Source organism: Mesorhizobium sp. B1-1-6, assembly GCF_006443035.1.
GTDB lineage: Bacteria > Pseudomonadota > Alphaproteobacteria > Rhizobiales > Rhizobiaceae > Mesorhizobium.
The window spans coordinates 19,833-38,948 of record NZ_VFWR01000013.1; the positions used below are offsets into that span (position 1 = coordinate 19,833).

General features: G+C 64.0%; 20 protein-coding genes and 1 riboswitch. Of the genes, 12 read left to right on the plus strand and 8 right to left on the minus strand.

The features are described from left to right. The first annotated feature begins 22 nt into the window (after nucleotides 1-22). Nucleotides 23-829 (plus strand): alpha/beta hydrolase, encoded by an 807-nt coding sequence (locus FJ979_RS23995; protein WP_140584026.1) that lies wholly within the window; start codon nucleotides 23-25, stop codon nucleotides 827-829. Between the two features lie 55 nt (nucleotides 830-884). On the opposite strand, the gene FJ979_RS24000 is transcribed toward FJ979_RS23995, so the two are convergent. Beyond that, entirely contained in the window at nucleotides 885-1,187 is a 303-nt protein-coding gene (locus FJ979_RS24000; protein WP_140500759.1) for a BolA family protein, read from the minus strand. A gap of 183 nt (nucleotides 1,188-1,370) precedes the next feature. On the opposite strand from FJ979_RS24000, the gene FJ979_RS24005 reads away from it, so the two are divergent. The 4 genes from FJ979_RS24005 to FJ979_RS24020 all read left to right on the plus strand — a co-directional run bounded on the left by FJ979_RS24005 (nucleotide 1,371) and on the right by FJ979_RS24020 (nucleotide 6,036). Next, the gene (locus FJ979_RS24005; protein ID WP_140500760.1) at nucleotides 1,371-1,991 is read left to right on the plus strand and encodes a J domain-containing protein; all 621 of its coding nucleotides are present in this window, start codon (nucleotides 1,371-1,373) and stop codon (nucleotides 1,989-1,991) included. Nucleotides 1,992-2,114: 123 nt separating this feature from the next. Further along, the gene (gene cobS / locus FJ979_RS24010; protein WP_140500761.1) at nucleotides 2,115-3,101 is read left to right on the plus strand and encodes a cobaltochelatase subunit CobS; all 987 of its coding nucleotides are present in this window, start codon (nucleotides 2,115-2,117) and stop codon (nucleotides 3,099-3,101) included. Nucleotides 3,102-3,112: 11 nt separating this feature from the next. Further along, complete coding sequence (gene cobT, locus FJ979_RS24015) at nucleotides 3,113-5,011, plus strand: cobaltochelatase subunit CobT (RefSeq protein WP_140513907.1); 1,899 nt, start codon at nucleotides 3,113-3,115, stop codon at nucleotides 5,009-5,011. After that, nucleotides 5,008-6,036, plus strand: coding sequence for an esterase-like activity of phytase family protein (locus FJ979_RS24020; RefSeq protein ID WP_140584028.1), 1,029 nt, complete (start codon nucleotides 5,008-5,010; stop codon nucleotides 6,034-6,036). Before cobT ends, FJ979_RS24020 begins: the two co-directional genes overlap by 4 nt. A 136-nt stretch (nucleotides 6,037-6,172) precedes the next feature. Here FJ979_RS24020 and FJ979_RS24025 read toward each other — a convergent pair whose 3' ends face one another. From FJ979_RS24025 to rpmB, 3 genes are all read right to left on the minus strand, one after another. Further along, nucleotides 6,173-6,853: a hypothetical protein gene (locus FJ979_RS24025; protein WP_140584029.1), complete on the minus strand. Its 681-nt coding sequence runs from the start codon at nucleotides 6,851-6,853 to the stop codon at nucleotides 6,173-6,175. Between the two features lie 3 nt (nucleotides 6,854-6,856). Then, the gene (locus FJ979_RS24030; RefSeq protein WP_140500765.1) at nucleotides 6,857-7,540 is read right to left on the minus strand and encodes a queuosine precursor transporter; all 684 of its coding nucleotides are present in this window, start codon (nucleotides 7,538-7,540) and stop codon (nucleotides 6,857-6,859) included. 163 nt (nucleotides 7,541-7,703) lie between these two features. Next, a complete protein-coding gene (gene rpmB, locus FJ979_RS24035) occupies nucleotides 7,704-8,000 on the minus strand; it encodes a 50S ribosomal protein L28 (RefSeq protein WP_140500766.1) in 297 nt (98 codons plus the stop codon). A 251-nt stretch (nucleotides 8,001-8,251) separates the two neighbouring features. On the opposite strand from rpmB, the gene FJ979_RS24040 reads away from it, so the two are divergent. Genes FJ979_RS24040 through FJ979_RS24050 form a run of 3 tightly spaced genes read left to right on the plus strand, consistent with a single transcriptional unit; the run spans nucleotide 8,252 to nucleotide 10,653 of the window. Next, entirely contained in the window at nucleotides 8,252-9,040 is a 789-nt protein-coding gene (locus FJ979_RS24040) for a DUF3108 domain-containing protein (RefSeq protein WP_140500767.1), read from the plus strand. Between the two features lie 27 nt (nucleotides 9,041-9,067). Next, nucleotides 9,068-9,982: an EamA family transporter gene (locus FJ979_RS24045; RefSeq protein WP_140525410.1), complete on the plus strand. Its 915-nt coding sequence runs from the start codon at nucleotides 9,068-9,070 to the stop codon at nucleotides 9,980-9,982. After that, nucleotides 9,979-10,653, plus strand: a complete 675-nt coding sequence (locus FJ979_RS24050; protein ID WP_140525411.1) for a lysoplasmalogenase family protein — start codon at nucleotides 9,979-9,981, stop codon at nucleotides 10,651-10,653. Before FJ979_RS24045 ends, FJ979_RS24050 begins: the two co-directional genes overlap by 4 nt. Nucleotides 10,654-10,668: 15 nt before the next feature. Here the strand turns inward: FJ979_RS24050 and FJ979_RS24055 are convergent, their stop codons facing one another. Both FJ979_RS24055 and gloB read right to left on the minus strand, forming a co-directional pair. Next, on the minus strand, nucleotides 10,669-11,109 hold the full coding sequence (locus FJ979_RS24055) for a cupin domain-containing protein (RefSeq protein WP_140584031.1): 441 nt from the start codon (nucleotides 11,107-11,109) through the stop codon (nucleotides 10,669-10,671). A gap of 23 nt (nucleotides 11,110-11,132) precedes the next feature. Continuing rightward, the gene (gene gloB / locus FJ979_RS24060) at nucleotides 11,133-11,900 is read right to left on the minus strand and encodes a hydroxyacylglutathione hydrolase (RefSeq protein WP_140560165.1); all 768 of its coding nucleotides are present in this window, start codon (nucleotides 11,898-11,900) and stop codon (nucleotides 11,133-11,135) included. Nucleotides 11,901-12,053: 153 nt separating this feature from the next. Here gloB and FJ979_RS24065 point away from each other — a divergent pair, with 153 nt between their 5' ends. The 3 genes from FJ979_RS24065 to FJ979_RS24075 all read left to right on the plus strand — a co-directional run bounded on the left by FJ979_RS24065 (nucleotide 12,054) and on the right by FJ979_RS24075 (nucleotide 15,714). Beyond that, nucleotides 12,054-12,842, plus strand: coding sequence for a methyltransferase domain-containing protein (locus FJ979_RS24065; protein WP_140500772.1), 789 nt, complete (start codon nucleotides 12,054-12,056; stop codon nucleotides 12,840-12,842). Nucleotides 12,843-12,981: 139 nt separating this feature from the next. Further along, nucleotides 12,982-14,805, plus strand: a complete 1,824-nt coding sequence (locus FJ979_RS24070) for an ABC transporter ATP-binding protein/permease (protein WP_140584033.1) — start codon at nucleotides 12,982-12,984, stop codon at nucleotides 14,803-14,805. A gap of 105 nt (nucleotides 14,806-14,910) precedes the next feature. Continuing rightward, nucleotides 14,911-15,714, plus strand: coding sequence for a DUF1194 domain-containing protein (locus FJ979_RS24075; RefSeq protein ID WP_140584034.1), 804 nt, complete (start codon nucleotides 14,911-14,913; stop codon nucleotides 15,712-15,714). Between the two features lie 111 nt (nucleotides 15,715-15,825). On the opposite strand, the gene metW is transcribed toward FJ979_RS24075, so the two are convergent. Further along, nucleotides 15,826-16,440, minus strand: a complete 615-nt coding sequence (gene metW / locus FJ979_RS24080; protein WP_140500775.1) for a methionine biosynthesis protein MetW — start codon at nucleotides 16,438-16,440, stop codon at nucleotides 15,826-15,828. A gap of 58 nt (nucleotides 16,441-16,498) precedes the next feature. After that, nucleotides 16,499-17,668, minus strand: coding sequence for a homoserine O-acetyltransferase (locus FJ979_RS24085; protein ID WP_140513895.1), 1,170 nt, complete (start codon nucleotides 17,666-17,668; stop codon nucleotides 16,499-16,501). A 119-nt stretch (nucleotides 17,669-17,787) separates the two neighbouring features. Continuing rightward, a riboswitch (SAM riboswitch) is annotated at nucleotides 17,788-17,865 on the minus strand. A gap of 136 nt (nucleotides 17,866-18,001) precedes the next feature. Here FJ979_RS24085 and hisC point away from each other — a divergent pair. Continuing rightward, complete coding sequence (gene hisC, locus FJ979_RS24090) at nucleotides 18,002-19,111, plus strand: histidinol-phosphate transaminase (protein WP_140584036.1); 1,110 nt, start codon at nucleotides 18,002-18,004, stop codon at nucleotides 19,109-19,111. The last annotated feature ends 5 nt before the right edge of the window (nucleotides 19,112-19,116 follow it).

A 19,116-nucleotide genomic window follows, 5' to 3' on the forward strand; every position in this document is an offset into this window, starting at 1 on the left:
GCCCAACGATCGGGAGATTGCGATGATCGATCGACGAAGCCTTATTCTGGTGTCCGCGGCGGCGATGTTGCCATTGGGCACATCGGTCGCATGGGGCCAGCGCCAACCCGTGCCGACAACCTTCGATTACGGGCCGGCCAAGCTCGATATCTATGCGCCGGATGGCGCACGCGGATTGCCGGTCGTCTTCTTCGTCCATGGCGGCGCCTGGCGCTCCGGCAAGCGCTCGCAGGTCAACGCGAAGCCGGCCTTCCTGCTCGCCAACGGGTTTTGCCTGGTCTCCATCGACTATCGCATGCTGCCCGAAGCGGAGGTCGCCACCCAGGCCGACGATGTCGAAAAGGCCTATGCCTATGTCCGCGCCAACATTGCCCGGCATGGCGGCGATGCCAGGCGGATCGTGGCCATGGGCCATTCGGCCGGTTGCCACCTCGTTGCGCTGACCGGCATGCGCGGCGGTCTACCGGGTGTCGCCGCGCTGCTTCTCGACGACACCAGGGCCTATGACCTCACCGCGCTTTCCAGGAATGGCGGCATGGCGGGGGCCTATGCGCGGGCCTTCCCCGATCCCGCGCAATGGGCGGCGTTGTCGCCGGCCAGTTATGTAGATGGCCGCAAGCACCCGCCGACCTTCATCGCCTACTCAGGCGCTTCGGGCCGGGACGGGGACTCCAAGGCGTTCGCCGAGCGCTTGCGCGCCACCGGCACCAAGGTGACGCTGTTCGACGGCAGCGCCTATACGCACATGTCGATCAACCGCGATTTCGGCGAGGATGGCGACGCCTTGACCGGGGCGGCACTGGCATTCCTGAAATCGGCGATTGGGTGATTGCGGCATCGAAACGGAGCTCTGAACGTCACCGCGAGGAGCGAGGAGGACCGGCCTACCAGCGCGTCTTTTCGCCGGGAGCCGCCGGTTCGATCGCCAGCGCGTGCAGGCCAGCCTTCAATTCGTCGGCCAAAAGCGCGTTGACCGCGCGGTGGCGCTCGATGCGGCTCATGCCGGCAAAATCCGGCGAAACAATGCGGACGCGGAAATGCGTCTCGCCGGTGCCGTCGAACGTAGCCTGGTGGCCGGATTCCACATGATGATGGCCGGCGTGCAGATGGCTTTCGTTGATGACGACCAGCCGCTCCGGCGAAAATGCCTTGCTCAACTTGTCTTCCATGGTTGCCTGTATGGACATTGCCGTCTCCCTTCACCACATATCGCCAGCGGGATCGCGGAAGCCGAACCGACTTCGTTGCATGTCGCGCTTCAACAAAATCGGTCCTTCGCCTGCTTTATGCCGCGATTCAGCGGTTAGGGCGATCATCGCGAAAATGTCAATTCTTGTTTCGCATCTGCGAACGCCCCATAAATGGGTTAGATGAAGCCGTATCCCAAATATTTCGAGAAGATCCGCATCCGCCAGGAGAAGGACGCGGAGCTGAAGTCGCACGCGCCGATCTGCCAGTGGGATGGCTGCAAGGAGGCGGGCACCCATCGCGCTCCGGTCGGGCGCATGAAGGAGGGCGAGTATTTCCGCTTCTGCTTCGACCATGTGCGCGAGTACAACAAGGGTTTCAACTATTTTTCCGGCGTTCCGGACACCGAGGTCGCCCGTTTCCAGAAGGAGGCGATGACCGGCCATCGGCCGACCTGGAAGATGGGCGTCAACGGCGCCTCGACGCGCTCGTCTCCCGATATGGCGCAGATGCGCTCCGGCCGCGCCGGCTACTACAACCGGATGCGCGACCCGTTCGACCTGTTCAAGGGGCCGAAAGATCCCCGCGAGGTGCGCGAGCGCAAGGCCAAGCCGCTTGAGGCCAAGGCGCTGGAAACGCTTGGCCTTGATACAAAGGCGACTGGCAAGGAGATCAAGGCGCGCTATAAGGAACTGGTGAAGCGTCACCATCCGGATGCGAATGGCGGCGACAGAGGTTCGGAAGACCGGTTCCGCGATGTGCTCCAGGCCTATCGCGTGCTCAAGCAGGCGGGTTTGTGCTGAGCGACCCAACGGTTCGTGTCGTTTTCCAACTTTCATAAGGGTGGAAAAGGCTCTAAGACCGCCCCCGGAGAAAATCGATTGCCGGCGAAATCAGTCGTTTCGCCCGTGGAGACGTGGATAGAGATGAACAAGGTCGATCGCGACATCGCCAACCTACCCGACACCACGGTGTCGGTGAAGGACAAATTCGGCTTCGACTCCAAGATGGTGGTGCCGGCCTATTCGGTCACCAGCGAACATGTGCCCGACATCGATCCCGACTATCTTTTCGACAAGGCGACGACGATGGCGATCCTCGCCGGCTTCGCCTACAACCGGCGCGTCATGGTCTCGGGCTATCACGGCACCGGCAAATCGACCCATATCGAGCAGGTCGCGGCCCGCCTCAACTGGCCTTGCGTGCGCGTCAATCTCGACAGCCATGTCAGCCGCATCGACCTCGTCGGCAAGGACGCGATCGTGGTCAAGGACGGCTTGCAGATCACCGAATTCCGCGACGGCATTCTGCCCTGGGCCTACCAGCACAATGTGGCGCTGTGCTTCGACGAGTATGACGCCGGCCGTCCGGACGTGATGTTCGTCATCCAGCGCGTGCTGGAATCGTCTGGTCGGCTGACGCTGCTCGACCAGAGCCGCGTCATCCGTCCGCATCCGGCGTTCCGGCTGTTCTCGACCGCCAACACGGTCGGGTTGGGCGATACCACCGGCCTCTATCACGGCACCCAGCAGATCAACCAGGCGCAGATGGACCGCTGGTCGATCGTCACCACGCTGAACTACCTGCCGCACGACAATGAGGTGAACATCGTGCTGGCCAAGGCCAAGCACTATCGCGACGGCAAGGGCAAAGACATCGTCAACAAGATGGTGCGCGTCGCAGACATGACGCGCTCGGCGTTCATCAATGGCGATCTGTCGACCGTGATGAGCCCGCGTACCGTCATCACCTGGGCCGAGAATGCCGAGATATTCGGCAATATCGGCATGGCGTTCCGGCTGACCTTCCTCAACAAATGCGACGAACTGGAGCGCTCGGTGGTGGCCGAGTTCTACCAGCGCGCCTTCGGCGAGGATCTGCCGGAGAGCGCCGCCAATGTGGTGCTGGGCTAAGCAGAGCCTCGATGGCGGGTCCGGGCGACAATACGCGCAACAAGTCGAAGACGGGCTCTGAAGCCGACAGCTTCAAGCGCGCCGTCACCGTCTGCATGCGCGCCATCGCCGGCGACAAGGAGCTGGAAGTCGGCTTCGCCAAGGACCGCCCGGCGCTCGCCGGCAGCCGCGCCCGGCTGCCGGAATTGCCCAAGAAAGCGTCCAAGGCCGACATAGCCATCACCCGCGGCCTCGGCGATTCCATGGCGCTCAAGCGCGCCTGCCATGACGTGCGTATCCACAGCAGACTGGCGCCGGAAGGCAAGGCGGCCCGCGCCATCTACGACGCGGTCGAACAGGCGCGCGTCGAGGCGATCGGCAGCCGCGCCATGCAAGGGGTCGCCGACAATATAGGCTCGATGCTGGAGGACAAATACGCCAAGGCCAATCTCGTCGACGTCAAGGATAAGGCCGACGCCCCGATCGAGGAGGCGCTGGCGCTGATGGTGCGCGAGAAGCTGACCGGCCGGCCGATTCCCAAGAGCGGCGAGCGGCTGGTCGAGCTCTGGCGCCCCTGGGTCGAGGAAAAGGCCAGCGCCGACCTCGACGGGCTGTCGTCCAAGCTCGACGACCAGCAGGCCTTCGCCCGCGTCGTGCGTGAAATGCTCGCCTCCATGGAAATGGCCGAGGAACTCGGCGACGAGCAGGAGACAGAAGATTCAGAGGACAATGACGACAACCAGCCGCAAGGCGAGGAACAGAGCGAGGAAGGCGGCGAGGACGATTCCGGCTCCGAACAGTCGCAGTCCGAAGATGCCGAGGCTTCCTCTGACGACGAGCAGTCGGCCGAGACCGAAGCCTCCGACGCCACTGCCGACGATTTGTCCGACGACGACGATGCCGATGCCGAGACGCCCGGCGAGGCGCGCCGCAACGACAACCCTTTCACCAACCTTCCGAAGGAGATCGATTACAAGGTCTTCACGTCAGCTTTCGACGAGACGGTGGGGGCGGAGGAGCTTTGCGAGGAAGAAGAGCTCGACCGGCTGCGCGCCTTTCTCGACAAGCAACTCGCCAACCTGTCCGGCGTCGTCGGCCGGCTGGCCAACCGTTTGCAGCGCCGCCTGATGGCGCAGCAGAACCGGTCGTGGGATTTCGACCTGGAAGAGGGCTATCTCGACCCGGCACGGTTGGTGCGCGTCGTCATCGATCCGATGCAGCCGCTGTCCTTCAAGCAGGAGCGCGACACCAAATTCCGCGACACGGTGGTGACGCTGGTGCTCGACAATTCGGGTTCCATGCGCGGCCGGCCGATCACCGTGGCCGCCACCTGCGCCGACATTCTGGCGCGCACGCTGGAACGCTGCGGCGTTTCGGTCGAGATTTTGGGCTTCACCACGCGCGCCTGGAAAGGCGGGCAGGCCCGCGAGAAGTGGCTGAAGGACGGCAAGCCGCCGAATCCGGGCCGGCTGAACGACCTGCGCCACATCATCTACAAGTCGGCCGACCATCCCTGGCGGCGGGCACGGCGCAATCTCGGACTGATGATGCGCGAGGGCCTGCTCAAGGAAAACATCGACGGCGAGGCGCTGCTGTGGGCGCATAACCGGCTGATCGCCCGGCCGGAGCAGCGCAAGATCCTGATGATGATCTCCGACGGCGCGCCGGTCGACGATTCGACGCTGTCGGTCAATCCGGGCAATTATCTCGAGCGCCATCTGCGCGCCGTCATCGAGCTGATCGAGACGCGCTCGCCGGTCGAGCTGCTTGCCATCGGCATCGGCCATGACGTCACCCGCTATTACCGGCGCGCCGTCACCATTGTCGATGCCGAGGAACTGGCCGGCGCCATGACCGAGCAATTGGCTTCGCTGTTCGCCGAGGAAAGCGCACGCGATACGCGGCGCGGCGGCATGCGGCGCGCCGGATGATCTTTTCGCACGGCGGATTTCGACAAGCGCTTTTCGCCGCCGTCGCCCTGTTTGCCGGTGCAGCCCCGGTGCCATCCAGTTCGGCCGGCGCGACCTCGGTTGAACCGGTCGAGGTCTCGGCCCGCCCGATCACCGAATTCCGTATAGGCCGTGCCGACAAGCAATTCGGTCCGCTCGAATTCGTCGGCGGGCTGGAAATGACGTCGCCGTCGCGCGATTTCGGCGCCCTGTCGGCCTTCCGTTTCCTGAAAGGCGGTCGCGACTTCGTCGGCGTCGCCGATACCGGATTCTGGTTCTTCGGCACCGTGACCCATGATGCGGACAAGCGCCCGTCAGGCATCCGGCACTTCCGCATGGAACAGATGGTCGATGCATCGGGCCAGCCGATCGACGAGAAATCGGAAGTCGATGCCGAGGGGCTTTCCGTCAAGGACGGCATTGCCACCGTGGGTTTCGAGCGCAACCATCGCGTCGCCCAATTCAAAATTGGCCGCGACGATATGAAGGCGCCGTTCAGGCAGATGGATTTCCTGGTTCCGGCATGGGAGCTGCGCCGGAACCGAGGCTTCGAGACGGTCACCCACGCCAATGCCAATGGCCGCCACCAAGGTGGCCTGGTCGTGGTGTCGGAAAAGAGCTTGGACAAGGCCGGCAACATCTATGCCGCCATCATCGAAGGTCCGCACAAGGGCGTCTTCACCGTCAAGCGCAACGGCGATTTCGATATCACCGATGGGGCTTTCCTGCCGGATGGCGACCTTCTGCTGCTGGAGCGCAGTTTCACGATGGCAGGAGGCCTCAAGATGCGGCTGCGGAGCGTTGATGGCGAGACCGTGGAGAAGGGCGCGGTCGCCGACGGTCCGGTGCTGCTGGAAGCCGATATGGGCTACCAGATCGACAATATGGAAGGGCTCGACGTCTGGACGCGCGAAGACGGCGCGCTGATGGTGTCGCTGATCTCCGACGACAACCACTCGATCCTGCAGCGCAATCTCTACCTGGAATTCATTTTGCACCAGGACTGATTTGGCGCTCCAACTGCGAAGCTGAAGTTGAAGGTATTCAACGCCGGCTTCGATTTGGTCGGACGCCTTCCCCCCACTCCGTCGAGCGCAACTCGACGGAGTGGGGGTCGACTACTCATCAAATGACGGCGTCCGCTCAGGGTCGCGAGCCGTTGGTGGCGATCCAGATGACATGGCGCGCGCCGCGCTTGCCGTTGGCGCGCGTGCTCACCTCCTCGACCGCGAAACCTGCCTGCTTCAGCCGCCGGGTGAAGCCGCTGTCCGGCCCTTGCGACCACACCGCAAGCACGCCGCCGGGCTTCAGTGCGATGCGCGCTGCCGCCAGGCCTTGCAGGCTGTAAAGCGCGTCGTTGGATTTGTGAACGATGCCGTCCGGGCCGTTGTCGACATCGAGCAGGATGGCGTCCCAGGCCGCGGGCCGGGGTCTTATCAACTGCCCGACATCGGCCTCCCGAACGATGACGCGCGGATCGTCGAGGCAGCCACCAAACAGCTCGGCCATCGGCCCTCGTGCCCACGCGACGACCGCCGGCACCAACTCCGCGACAGTGATTTCGGCATTCTCGCCCAACTCGGCGAGAGCGGCGCGCAGCGTAAAACCCATGCCAAGCCCGCCGATCAGCATTCTCGGCTGTCTGCGGCCGGCGATCCTCCGACAGGAGAGCCTGGCCAACGCTTCTTCCGAGCCGCTGAGGCGGCTGTTCATCAACTCGTTGGTGCCCAGCATGATCGAGAATTCGGAACCGCGCCGCTTGAGCCGAAGCTCCTGCGCGCCATCCGGGGTTTTCGCGGAGTCCAGCTGGATCCAGGGAATCACGGCCTAGACCGCAGCAACAGCCGGCTGGCTCCAGCGGGCGGCGAGCAGCCGATAGGGGATCAGTGCCACGACGGCGATGATCAGCTTCACGCTGAGGTCGCCAAGCGCCCAAGAGACCCAACGCATGGCCTCGACCGGCAGCACGCCCATCAGCGGCGCCGTTTCCAGCGCAAAACTGTCGCTTGGGCCAACGAAGGCGAAAGCCGCGGAGAAAGCGACGCTGAAGAACACGACGGTGTCGAACACCGAGCCGACCAGCGTGCCGACGATCGGCGCCCGCCACCAGCTCTGTCGGCGCAGACGGTTGAACACGGTCACGTCTAGCAATTGCGCGGTGAGGAAGGCCGCGCCGGACGCCGCCGCGATGCGCACCAGCCGGTCGGCGGCGGTCTCGAACTCGATGAAACCATGGCGGAACAGGAAGGGCGGCACGAGGACCGAGCAGACCACCGCCGTCATGAAGCCGACAAAGACGATCCGGCGCGCCACGGCAGGCCCGTAGCGGCGGTTGGCAAGGTCCGTGACCAGAAAGGAGAACGGGTAGGTGAACGCGCCCCAGGTGAGCAGGTCGGCCAGCGACAAGCCGCCGATCCGACCCTGCATCGGGAACTGCACGAGGATATTCGATGCCACGACGACAAGCGCCATGGCGGCCACGAAGGGCAGGTATCGCGAGAAGGAAGTCATTTTTTTATCCTGGGTAATGGAACCAGCGGAGCGTCATGCCGAAACCGGATGGCGCTCGCTTTGTTCGAGCATCGGATTTCCGAAACCGCCTTGCGGACGGCGACCCGATGTCCAAGGCCAACAAGAGGTTGGCCAGGGCGGTTGTCCCCCGCCTGAAGGCAGTTTACGCGGCAGCCTGCTCGGCGAGCTTCTTGGCGATCTGCTTCTTCAAGAGGCGCGCGCGCTGCGACAGCTCCTTGACGTCAGCCTTGGCCAGGAAGGCGTCGAGACCGCCGCGATGCTCGACCGAACGCAGCGCGTTGGCGGAAATGCGCAGGCGCACATTCTGGTTCAGCGCTTCCGAAATCAGCGTCACATTGACGAGGTTCGGCAGGAAGCGACGCTTGGTCTTGTTGTTGGCGTGGCTCACATTGTTGCCGGTCTGGACTGCCTTGGCAGTGAGTTCGCAGGTGCGGGACATGGTTCTAACCTTCAGTTCTCTCGGGGACCTGCCAAACCTTCGTGCCCACGCCGGGTGGCGCGCGGTTCTGGTCAAGCGGCCTTATGGAAAAAGTTGGCGTTCCATAGTTGCATTTCGCCCATGCGTCAAGCTCCAGCCTGGCCCAGCGGCATTTCATACTAAGGCCGGAATTCGTCGTATAAGCGGTTCCATAGGGACATGCCAGACCGGAGTTGTCCGCCTCCGGTTGAAATCAAGGATCCGATCGCGCCATGCTTCGCTTGCCCCATGCCCTTGCCGCCGCGCTGGCCGTCGCCTCGCCGTCGCCTGCGACGGCCGCCTCGCCGCAGTCCTTCAGGGGCGAATACACAGTGTCGTTTCTGGGCCTTTCTATCGCGAAATCAAGCTTTTCAAGCCATTATGAGAACGGCGTCTACTCGATCGACGGCAGCGTTTCCGCGGCCGGTCTCGCCAAGCTGTTCGATGACACGCGCGGCACGATCTCGTCCAAGGGTACGATTTCGGGCCAGAAGATGGTGCCGCAGGCGTTCCGCGCGGACTACACTTCCGGCAAGAAAGCCTCCGCCATCGACATTCGTTTTGCCAATGGCAACGTCATCTCGACGACGGTCGTTCCCGCGCCGGAAAAGCGCGATCCCGACAGTTGGGTGCCGCTTGGCGCCGGCGACCTGGCATCGGTGCTCGATCCGATGGCGGCAACCGTCATCCATGCCGGCAGCCTCGACAAGGTCTGCGGCCGCACCGTGAGGCTGTATGACGGCGAGATGCGCGCCAACCTGACGCTGAGCTACGCTTCAAAAGGGTCGATCTCGGTGCCCGGCTACAAGGGCGACACCGTCACATGCCGGATGGGTTTCGAGCCGGTGGCCGGCTACCGCAAGGGCCGCAAGGCGCTCAACTACCTCAAGAACAAAAGCCGTATAATGGTGACATTTGCGCCGCTCGGCCAAACCGGGGTATATGCGCCGATCCGCGCGACGGTCGGGACGCAGATCGGCACCTTGACCATCAGCGCCAGGCGTTTCGAAGCAATACAATAAGGCGCCACGCGCGCCGCTGGAGACAGAATGGGGCGCGCGACACTGATCGGCTTTTCGGCCGTGGCCATGTGGGCACTGCTGGCGTTGCTTACGGACGCATCCGGCAAGGTGCCGCCGTTCCTCTTGTCGGCGATCACCTTCTCGATCGGCACCGGGGTCGGGCTTTTCGCGCGCCTTTTCATGCCGGCCGCGGATAAAAGCCAGAGGATACCTCGCCAGGTCTGGGTGATCGGCATTGCCGGCCTTTTCGGCTACCACTTTTTCTACTTCACCGCGCTGCGCAACGCGCCGGCGGTGGAGGCCAGTCTGATCGCCTATCTGTGGCCGCTGCTGATCGTGCTCGGCTCGGCGCTGATGCCGGGCGAGCGGCTGGCCTGGAACCATATCGTCGGCGCGCTGCTTGGCCTTGCCGGCACCGTCCTCATCGTCACCAAGGGCGGCGGCCTCGCCTTCGACGCGCGCTATGCCTTCGGCTACGCCATGGCTGCCGTCTGCGCCGTGCTGTGGTCGTCCTATTCGCTCCTGTCGCGGCGTTTCCCGTCAGTGCCGACCAGCATCGTCACTTGGTTCTGCGCGGCGACCGCGCTGTTGTCGCTTGCCTGCCATCTGGCGCTGGAAGAGACGGTGCTGCCCGCGAGTGCCGGGCAATGGCTTGCCGTGCTCGGGCTCGGCCTGATGCCAGTGGGGGCAGCCTTCTATGCCTGGGATGTCGGGGTCAAGCGCGGCAACATCCAGGTGCTGGGCGCGGCAAGCTATGCCGCGCCGCTCCTGTCGACGCTGGTGTTGATCGCGGCCGGCGTCGCCGAACCGTCGCTGCGCATCCTCGCCGCTTGCGTGCTCATCACCGGCGGCGCTGCCCTGGCGGCAAAATCGCTGTTCCTGCGCAAGCCTGCGGCTGCCGAAGGCGGAGCCGGGGCATCCGAAGGCGGAGCCCGGGCATGACGATGCCGTTTCCGGGCGGCATCGACGGCAACGCCAATGCGACGCTGATCTTTTCCCTGGTGGCGGCGGTTGTCTACGCCTTCACATCAGGCATGGCGCCGACGCTCGCCCGTTCGGCGGCAAAAACGCTCGCCGTGGCCATGCTTGCCGTGCTGGCGGCGATGCAGGGCGGGCCGCTGCTGCTGGTCGCCGCCCTTGCACTGAGCGCCATCGGCGACGCCTTCCTGTCGCGGGATGGCGAAAAGATGTTTCTCGGCGGGCTGGGCAGCTTTCTCGCCGCGCATATCGTCTATGTCGTGCTGTTCCTGCGCAGGGGCGAGGGGCTGGGAGTGCTGGGGGCCGAACCCTGGCGCGCGGCAATCGCACTGGCGATGGCGGTATTCGTTATTCTCATGCTGGCGGCGCTGTGGCGCCGCGTCGGCCCGGCCCTGCGAGCGCCGATCGCGGGCTATGTCGCGGCCATCCTCGCCATGGGCATTTCGGCGCTGACGACGAGCAGTGCCGCTGTTATCGGCGGTGCCGTGCTGTTCATGGCGTCCGACGCGCTGCTGGCCACGGAACGCTTCCTGGCGGCCGCCATTTCGCCACATCGCGCCTGGATGCGTTTGGCGGTCTGGGTGCTTTACTACGCCGCGCAGCTCGTGATCACGCTTGGTTTCCTGCTGCGCTAAGGGTTTCCGGCTGCGTCAGAGCTGTTTAGGCCGCCAACCAGGCTCCGCCAGTTCAAACGCCGCAAAGTCGAAGCCCGGCGCCACGGTGCAGCCGACCAGGGTCCACTCGCCCAGGCTGCGCGCCGATTGCCACCAGCCCGCCGGCACGACGATTTGCGGCCGCTCGCCGGCCGCAAGCTCGATGCCGAGCACCTGCTCGATCACCCGGTTAGCCTTTGGGCCGCCTTCTTCCCATATCGACAGCGCCAGCGGCGCGCCGGCGTAGAAGTGCCAGGCCTCGGCTGCATCCCTGACGCGATGCCAGGCGGAAACCTGGACCTGCTCCAGCAGAAAATAGATCGCCGTCGAGTGGCCTCGAGCTCCGCCGCCACCGTCGCGAAAGGTTTCCGTGTACCAGCCGCCTTCCGGATGCGGCTTCATGCCAAGGATGGCGATGATTTCTGCGGAACTCGTCATGGTTTCGACCAGTGTCGCTTGGCCTAGAAATTATCCTTGCGCTTGCGGATCTCGGCAAAAACCTCGACATCCGACGCCTTCTCCATGCCGAGATGCCTGCGGATTGCCGGATCGTGCCAGCGCAGGAAAGGGTTGGTCGACAATTCCTCGCCGATCGTGGTCGGCAGCGTCGGCTTGTTATCGGCGCGCAGCGCTTCAATTTTTGCCGCGCGTTCCTTCAATGCCGAATTGGTCCGGTCGACGCTCAGCGCGAAACGGGCGTTGGCGAGCGTGTATTCGTGCCCGCAATAGATCACGGTCGCGGCAGGCAGTGCCGCGAGCTTCTTCAGGGATCCATACATCACCGGCGGCTTGCATTCGAACAGCCGCCCGCAGCCGAGCGCGAACAGCGTGTCGGCGGTGAACGCCACTTTCGATGCCGGCAGGTGATAGGAGACGTGGCCGGCGGTGTGGCCGGGGGTGGCGATCACTTCGATGCGCTCCTCGCCGAGATGCAGGATCGAACCGTCCTCGACAGTGTCGTCAATGCCGGGAATCTTGGCCTTTTCGGCTTCGGGACCCACGATGCGCAGCTTGAAGCGCTGCTTCAGCGCCAGATTGGCCTCGACATGGTCGGCATGGTGATGCGTGGTCAGGATCATCGTCGGCGTCCAGCCGGTGCGCTTGACCGCAGCCAGGATCGCCGCTTCTTCCGGCGCATCGATAAGCGCGGTCTGACCGCTTTTGGGGTCATGCACCAGCACGCCGAAATTGTCGCTGCGGCACATGAACTGTTCGATTTCGACCGCCATCGCATCTCTCCATCTTTCGCCGCAGACATAGGACGCCGACGCGCGGATGTCATCCCGGAGATGACTAATGTCAGGATGTCATTCGACATCCGGGATCTCGGGACGTCGCGGCCTTTTGTTGAAACCCGCCGATATCGCGGCTACATCCCTGACATGCATTCCGACATCGTCGATCTCCGCTCCTTCTATTCGACAGCGCTCGGTCGCTTCGCCGAGCATTCGATCACCATGGCCTTGTCATCGATATGGGCCACCGTGCCCAATGAGCGGCTTGTCGGGCTCGGCTACACCTTGCCTTGGCTGGAACGGTTCGGCAGCGACGCCGAGCGGGTGTTCGCCTTCATGCCGGCGACGCAGGGCGCCGTGGTCTGGCCGGCGGCGGGACCGACGGCGACGGCTCTGGTTTTCGACGAGGAACTGCCGCTGGTCGATTCCTGCATCGACCGCATGCTGCTCGTGCATTCGCTCGAGCATGTCGAAAACCCGCGCGAAACGCTGAACGAGATCTGGCGCGTGCTGTCGCCGGCCGGCCGGGTGGTCATCGTCGTGCCCAACCGGCGCGGCGTCTGGGCGCGGTTCGAACATACGCCGTTCGGCAATGGCAGGCCCTTCTCGCGCGGTCAGCTCACCGAATTGCTGCGCGAGGCGAATTTCACGCCCGCCGCCTGGTCCGACGCCCTGTTCTTTCCGCCATCGCGGCGGCGTTTCATGATGCGCTTCCACAATATGCTGGAGCGCGCCGGCCGGCGGCTGTGGCCGATCTTCTCCGGCGTCATCGTGGTCGAGGCGCAGAAGCGGCTCTATCAGGGCGTGCCGGCCGCCCAGCGCGCTTCGCGACGCGTTTTCGTGCCGGTGCTTTCGCCGCATGCAGCAACGCGGCTCGGCCGGCGAATAGAGACCGGGGCCACGACATCGCCGAGTCCGCGAATGACACCTTCGTGATCATGCCGGAAACTTGCGCCGGACGGCATTTCGCGACCTATCTGTCGCTGACGGGCTCGCAGCCTGGCTGAGTGACCGGTGGCGTCACTACACTTCATCCGGTTTTCAGCACCGCTTTTGAACGCAAGGACTTCAGCTCATGGCCGATTATCCGGACAATGATGCCTCTGCCCGGCCTATCGCTGCGGTCGAAGCTTCGAGCCTGCGTGATCAGGTGGCGACGATCAAGCTGGCGCTTGCCGGGTCGCCGGTCCGCAAAAGGCTACGCTGGGCCTCCATCGGAATGGTTGCCGTCATTGTCGCGACCTCGATCGGCCAGGTTCTGCTCAACCGCTGGAACCAGCCTTTCTACGATGCGCTTGCACGTCGCGACATGCAGGCCTTCCTGCACCAGCTCGCCATTTTTGCCGCCATTGCCGGTGGGCTTCTTGTGCTCAATGTCGGCCAAACCTGGCTCAATCAGACGATCCGGCTGAAGCTGCGCGAGGCGCTGACGCTCGATCTGATCAATGGATGGATGCGGCCGGCGCGCGCCTTTCGCCTGGCGCATGCGGGCGCCATCGGAGTCAATCCCGACCAGCGCATGCAGCAGGATGCGAGCCATCTTTCCGACCTGTCGACGGATCTTGGCGTGGGTCTGCTGCAATCCTTAATCCTGCTCATCTCCTTCGTCGGCGTGTTGTGGGAGCTGTCCTCGGGCTTCGTCTTCCATGTCGGCGGGACATCGCTCGCCATACCGGGCTACATGGTGTGGGCGGCCATCCTCTATGCCGGAACGGCTTCCTGGCTGAGCTGGCTGGTCGGACGGCCACTGATCCACCTCAACAGCGACCGCTACACACGCGAGGCGGAGCTGCGTTCCTCGATGGTGCGCGTCAACGAGAACATCGATGCCATCGCGCTCGCCCGAAGCGAGCCCGATGCCAGGCGGCGGCTGGAAACCGACCTGGGCACCGTGCTCGGCGCCATGCGACGCATCTATAACGCCCAGATCAATCTCGCCTGGGTGACGGACACCTATGGCTGGATCACCGTGGTGGCTCCCATCCTGGTCGCTTCGCCGGTCTATTTCGCGGGCGATATCAGCTTCGGCGGACTGATGATGGCGGTCGGCGCCTTCAATCAGGTCCATTCTTCATTGCGTTGGTTCATCAACAATATCGGCAGCATCGCCGATTGGCGCGCGACGCTGATGCGCGTCGCCGATTTCCGCATTGCGCTGGATGAGACCGATGTGCTGCACGACCAGGAAAGGCGCATCGAATTCGGCGAGAATGCAAACGGCAAGCTGACCTTCGAGAAACTCGAAGTGGCCTCGCCGGGGGGCTGCACGAGGCTCGCCGACCAGCATGTCGAGATCCACGCCGGCGAACGCGTCATGCTCACCGGCGAGCCTGGCGCGGGCAAGACGCTGTTCTTTCGCGCCATTGCCGGCCTGTGGCCGTGGGGGAGCGGGCGCATCGGCATGCCGGCGGGGGAGGTGCCTATCTTCGTGCCGCGCACGCCCTACTTCCCAACCGCCACGCTGCGCGAAGTGCTCGACCGCGTGGACGGGGTTGCGCCGGCAAGCGATACCGATATCTCGGCCGTGCTGGCCGAGATCGGCCTGGAGCGCCTGTCGTCGTCGCTCGACCGTAGCGCGCGCTGGGAGCATGAACTGGCCGACGACGAACTGCGCCTGCTGGCCTTCGCCCGGCTCGTGCTGCGGCAGCCGAAATGGGTGATCATCGATGAGGCTCTCGATGCCTTCGACGGACCGACACTGCGGCGGGTCCTGTCGACGCTGGAGAAGCGGCTGGGCGGGGCGACGATCCTCAATATCGGCCGCGGGCAGCACAACAATCAGTTCTTCCCGCGCGCGCTGACCATCGTAAAGGCGTCCAGCGTGCCGGCCCTGAAGCCCGCGCGTATAAGGGCAGGCGCGATCGAGCCGCCGCCGGCCGCTCCTCGCCGCAAGAAATAGCACTTCCGGCATCTGTTCGGGCTGGCCCGCGGCACGCCATGCGGCAGCTTTATTTCGCCGTGATCGCGACGGAAGATTGCGGCGGAAACATCGCTTGAGCCGGCCATGCTTGATGCTCTCAGCCTGCTTGCCTGCCTGGCCTGCACCGAGGCCGCCGTGACTGCGCCTGCGCCGGATAGTCTGGCCGTTGATGTCCAACTGGTGCTGGCGGTCGATATCTCATTGTCGATGGACGAGAAGGAGTTCGCCCTGCAGCGCGCCGGCTATGTGGAGGCGCTGCGTCATCCCGACTTCATCAAGGCGGTCCGCGCCGGGAACGCCGGTCGCATCGCGCTCACCTATTTCGAATGGGCCGGCACTGTGCGCGACGACGCGCTCATCGGCTGGCAGGTCATCGACGGCGCCGAGAGCGCTAACGCCTTTGCCGACAAGATAGCGGCTCGTCCGTTCCGCAGCTTCCGCGGCACGTCGATCTCCGGCGCGCTCGCCTTCGGCGCGGGGCTCTTCGACCGCACCGCTTACAAAAGCGAACGCAGCGTCATCGATATTTCCGGTGACGGACCGAACAATATCGGGCCGCCCGTCACCGCCACGCGGGATGCGGCAAACGCCAGAGGCATCGTCATCAACGGCCTGCCGATCCTGATCAATCCATCGTCCACCTTCAGCCACCTCGACCGGTATTACGCCCAGTGCGTCACCGGCGGGCCGGGCTCCTTCGTGCTGCCGATTTATACAGCCGCCGAATTTTCGACGGCAATCCGGCGCAAGCTGATTCTCGAAGTGAGCGGCGTTCAGAACGAGACCAGGATCATTCCCGCCGAAGCCGAGGCTCCGATCGACTGCCTGCAAGGCGAACGCGACAGACGGTTCTTGTCGGATCCGTATTTCCCGGAGCTCGATCGCTGAGCCTTCGCCGGGCTATGCGTTCCAACCTGCTGATGACCTTCGTCGCAGAGATCAGCCTGCAGCTCGACTTCGCCCGAAAAGGGGGTGTCATAGCCACCTCCGGGATGGCCCTTATCGCTTCAACAAGAACACCGCCTGCTGGCCGAAGAAGTTCCAGAACCACCATGGCATCGACAGGCCGATCTTCTGGCCGTTGGCGTCGAGCGCGGTCGCCCTTTCCACGGTCGCGCCAAGCTCCTCGCACAGATTGACGAAGTCGCGGATGGTGCAGAAGTGGATGTTCGGCGTGTCGTACCAGGAATAGGGCAGGTCCTTGGTCACCGGCATGCGGCCCTTGACGAACAGCGACAGGCGCACCCGCCAGTGGCCGAAATTGGGGAAGGAAACGATGGCGTGTTCGCCGATCCTGAGCAGTTCGTCGAGAACGAGCTTCGGGTTGCGGGTCGCCTGCAAGGTCTGCGACAGGACGACGAAATCAAAACCCTTGTCGGGATAGAATTCAAGATCCTTGTCGGCGTCGCCCTGAACGACGGAAAGGCCGCGCGCCACGCATTCGTTGACACCGCGCTGCGACAGCTCCAGTCCGCGGCCGTCGATCTGCTTGGTTTCCTGCAAAAGCTCGAGCAGCGAGCCGTCGCCGGAGCCGACGTCCAGCACCCGCGATTGCGGCGGGATCAGACCGGCGATCACCTCGAGATCGACGCGCTGGGCGCGGTTGACGCTCATGGCTTGCCCCTTGTCGTGGTGCGTGACCCTTGATGGACAGGTCTGCAATTTTGCGGGGTCATGCGCCGAGCCCTCTCGCTCGCGCGGCCGAGCCGATGAAGCCATTGATGGCGGCGAACAGTTCCGGCTCGTCGAGCAGGAAGGCGTCGTGCCCGCGATCGGTCTCGATCTCGACGAAGGACACCGACGCGCCGGCGGCATTCAGCGCATGGACGATCGAGCGGCTCTCCTCGGTCGGGAACAGCCAATCCGAGGTGAACGACACCAGGCAGAAGCGGGTCTTGGTGCCGGCAAAAGCATCGGCCAGCCTGCCGCCGTGGTCGGCGGCGAGGTCGAAATAGTCCATGGACCGCGTCATATAGAGATAGGAATTGGCGTCGAAGCGGTCGACGAAAGTCATGCCCTGGTGACGCAGATAGCTCTCGATCTGGAAATCGGCGTCGAAGCCGAAGGTCAGCGCTTCGCGGTCCTGCAGGTTGCGGCCGAACTTCCGGTGCAAGGCTGCTTCCGACAGGTAGGTGATGTGGGCGGCCATGCGCGCCACGGCGAGCCCCTTTTCCGGGCGTTTGCCGTGGTCGAAATACTTGCCGCCATGCCATTCGGGGTCGGCCATCACGGCCTGCCGGCCGACCTCGTGGAAAGCGATGTTCTGCGAGGAATGCCGCGCGCCGGTGGCGATCGGCAGCGCCGAGAAAACACGCTCCGGATAGCTCGACGCCCATTGCAGCACCTGCATGCCGCCCATCGACCCGCCGAGCACGCAAAACAGTTTTTCGATGCCGAAATGATCGATCAGCATCTGCTGGGCACGCACCATGTCGCGGATGGTGATGACCGGAAGGTCGAGCCCATAAGGCTTGCCGGTGGCGGGATTGGTGGATGCCGGGCCGGTGGAACCGAGGCAGCCGCCGATGACGTTTGAGCAGATGACGAAGAAACGGTTGGTGTCGATGATCTTGCCGGGGCCGATCAGCACTTCCCACCAACCCGGCTTGCCGGTCACTGGATTGGTGCTGGCCACATGCTGGTCGCCGGTCAAAGCGTGGCATACGAGAATGGCGTTGGAACGGGCGTCATTCAGCGTGCCGTAGGTCTGGTAGGCGATCTGGAACGGCGACAGCAGCGTGCCGGCGTCGAGCTTGAGCGGCTTGTCGGCGCCGAAGCGCACGACCGGACTCGACGGTTGGTCTGCCTCGTTGTTGGTTCTGCCAGCGCGCTGAGCGGCCATCTCGTCTCTCTTGCTGCACCCTTGCCTTGCGGAAATCGCTGCCGATCTCCGCGCCGCCGACGCGTTCGTCCGGCCGGCCGCAGACAATAAAAAACCGGCATTGCCTTCGCAAAGCCGGTTACGTCGCGCAAACGGCCCTTTAGCGAATTGTTTAACGTGGCTGCAAGCCGACCGGCCAAATCACCACGGAACTGTCGCTGCCCTTCTAGAACTCACCTGCCTCGCCGTCAATGCCGCCTGCTGGCACCACTGCCACCTCTCGACATTGCCGGCCATGGCTTGTATTTCCGCAGCGGCTTCCAGGACGGAAGCGTTCTCGACGGATTTTGCGATATGAGCCAGACCCCGGACAAGGCACGTCCAACCCCGCGCGCGGGCATCATGGACATCCAGGCCTATGTGCCGGGCAAGAGCTCGGCCCCCGCCGGGGTGGACAAGGTCCACAAGCTGTCGTCGAACGAGAACCCGCTCGGCCCCTCGCCGAAGGCAATCGAGGCCGCGCGCGAGGTCGCCGCGAAGCTCGACGTCTATCCCGACGGCACCGCCCGGCGCCTGCGCGAAGCAATCGCCGAGGTGCATGGTCTGAACGCACAGAACATCATCTGTTCCAACGGCTCCGACGAGATCCTCGGCCTGCTGGCGCAGACTTATCTCGCGCCCGGCGACGAGGCCATATTCACCGAACACGCCTTCATGGTCTACAAGATCTACATCCAGTCGGCGGGTGCGACGCCTGTCGCGGTCAAGGAGACCCAGGAGCGCGCCGACATCGATGCGATCCTGGCGGCTGTCACGCCACGTACGAAGATCGTGTTCCTCGCCAATCCCAACAATCCAACCGGCACTTACGTGCCGTTCCAGGAGGTGCGCCGCCTGCATGCCGGCCTGCCGAAGAACGTGCTTCTGGTGCTCGATGCCGCCTATGCCGAATATGTCAGGCGCAACGACTATGAGGCCGGCATCGAGCTCGCGGGCAGCTCTCAGAACGTGGTCATGACCCGCACCTTCTCCAAGATCGGACTTGGCGGGGCGCGGATCGGATGGATGTATGGGCCGATGCACATCGTCGACGCGATCAACCGCATACGCGGTCCCTTCAACGTCAATGCGACGGCGATCGAGGCCGGCATCGCCGCCGTCCGCGACCGCGCCCATATCGAGCGTAGCGTCGCGCATAACGAGACCTGGCTGGCCTGGCTGAGCGAACAGATGACCGGGCTCGGGTTGCGGGTGACGCCGAGCGTCGGCAATTTCCTCCTCATTCATTTTCCTGACGACGGCAAGCATTCGGCCGCGGCGGCGGACGATTATCTCACCCAGCGCGGCTACATACTGCGGCGTGTTTCGGGCTATGGCTTTCCCAACGCACTGCGTATGACGGTCGGCACCGAAGAGGCCAATCGCGGCGTTGTCGCGGCACTCACGACATTCCTGAAAAGCTAGAACGC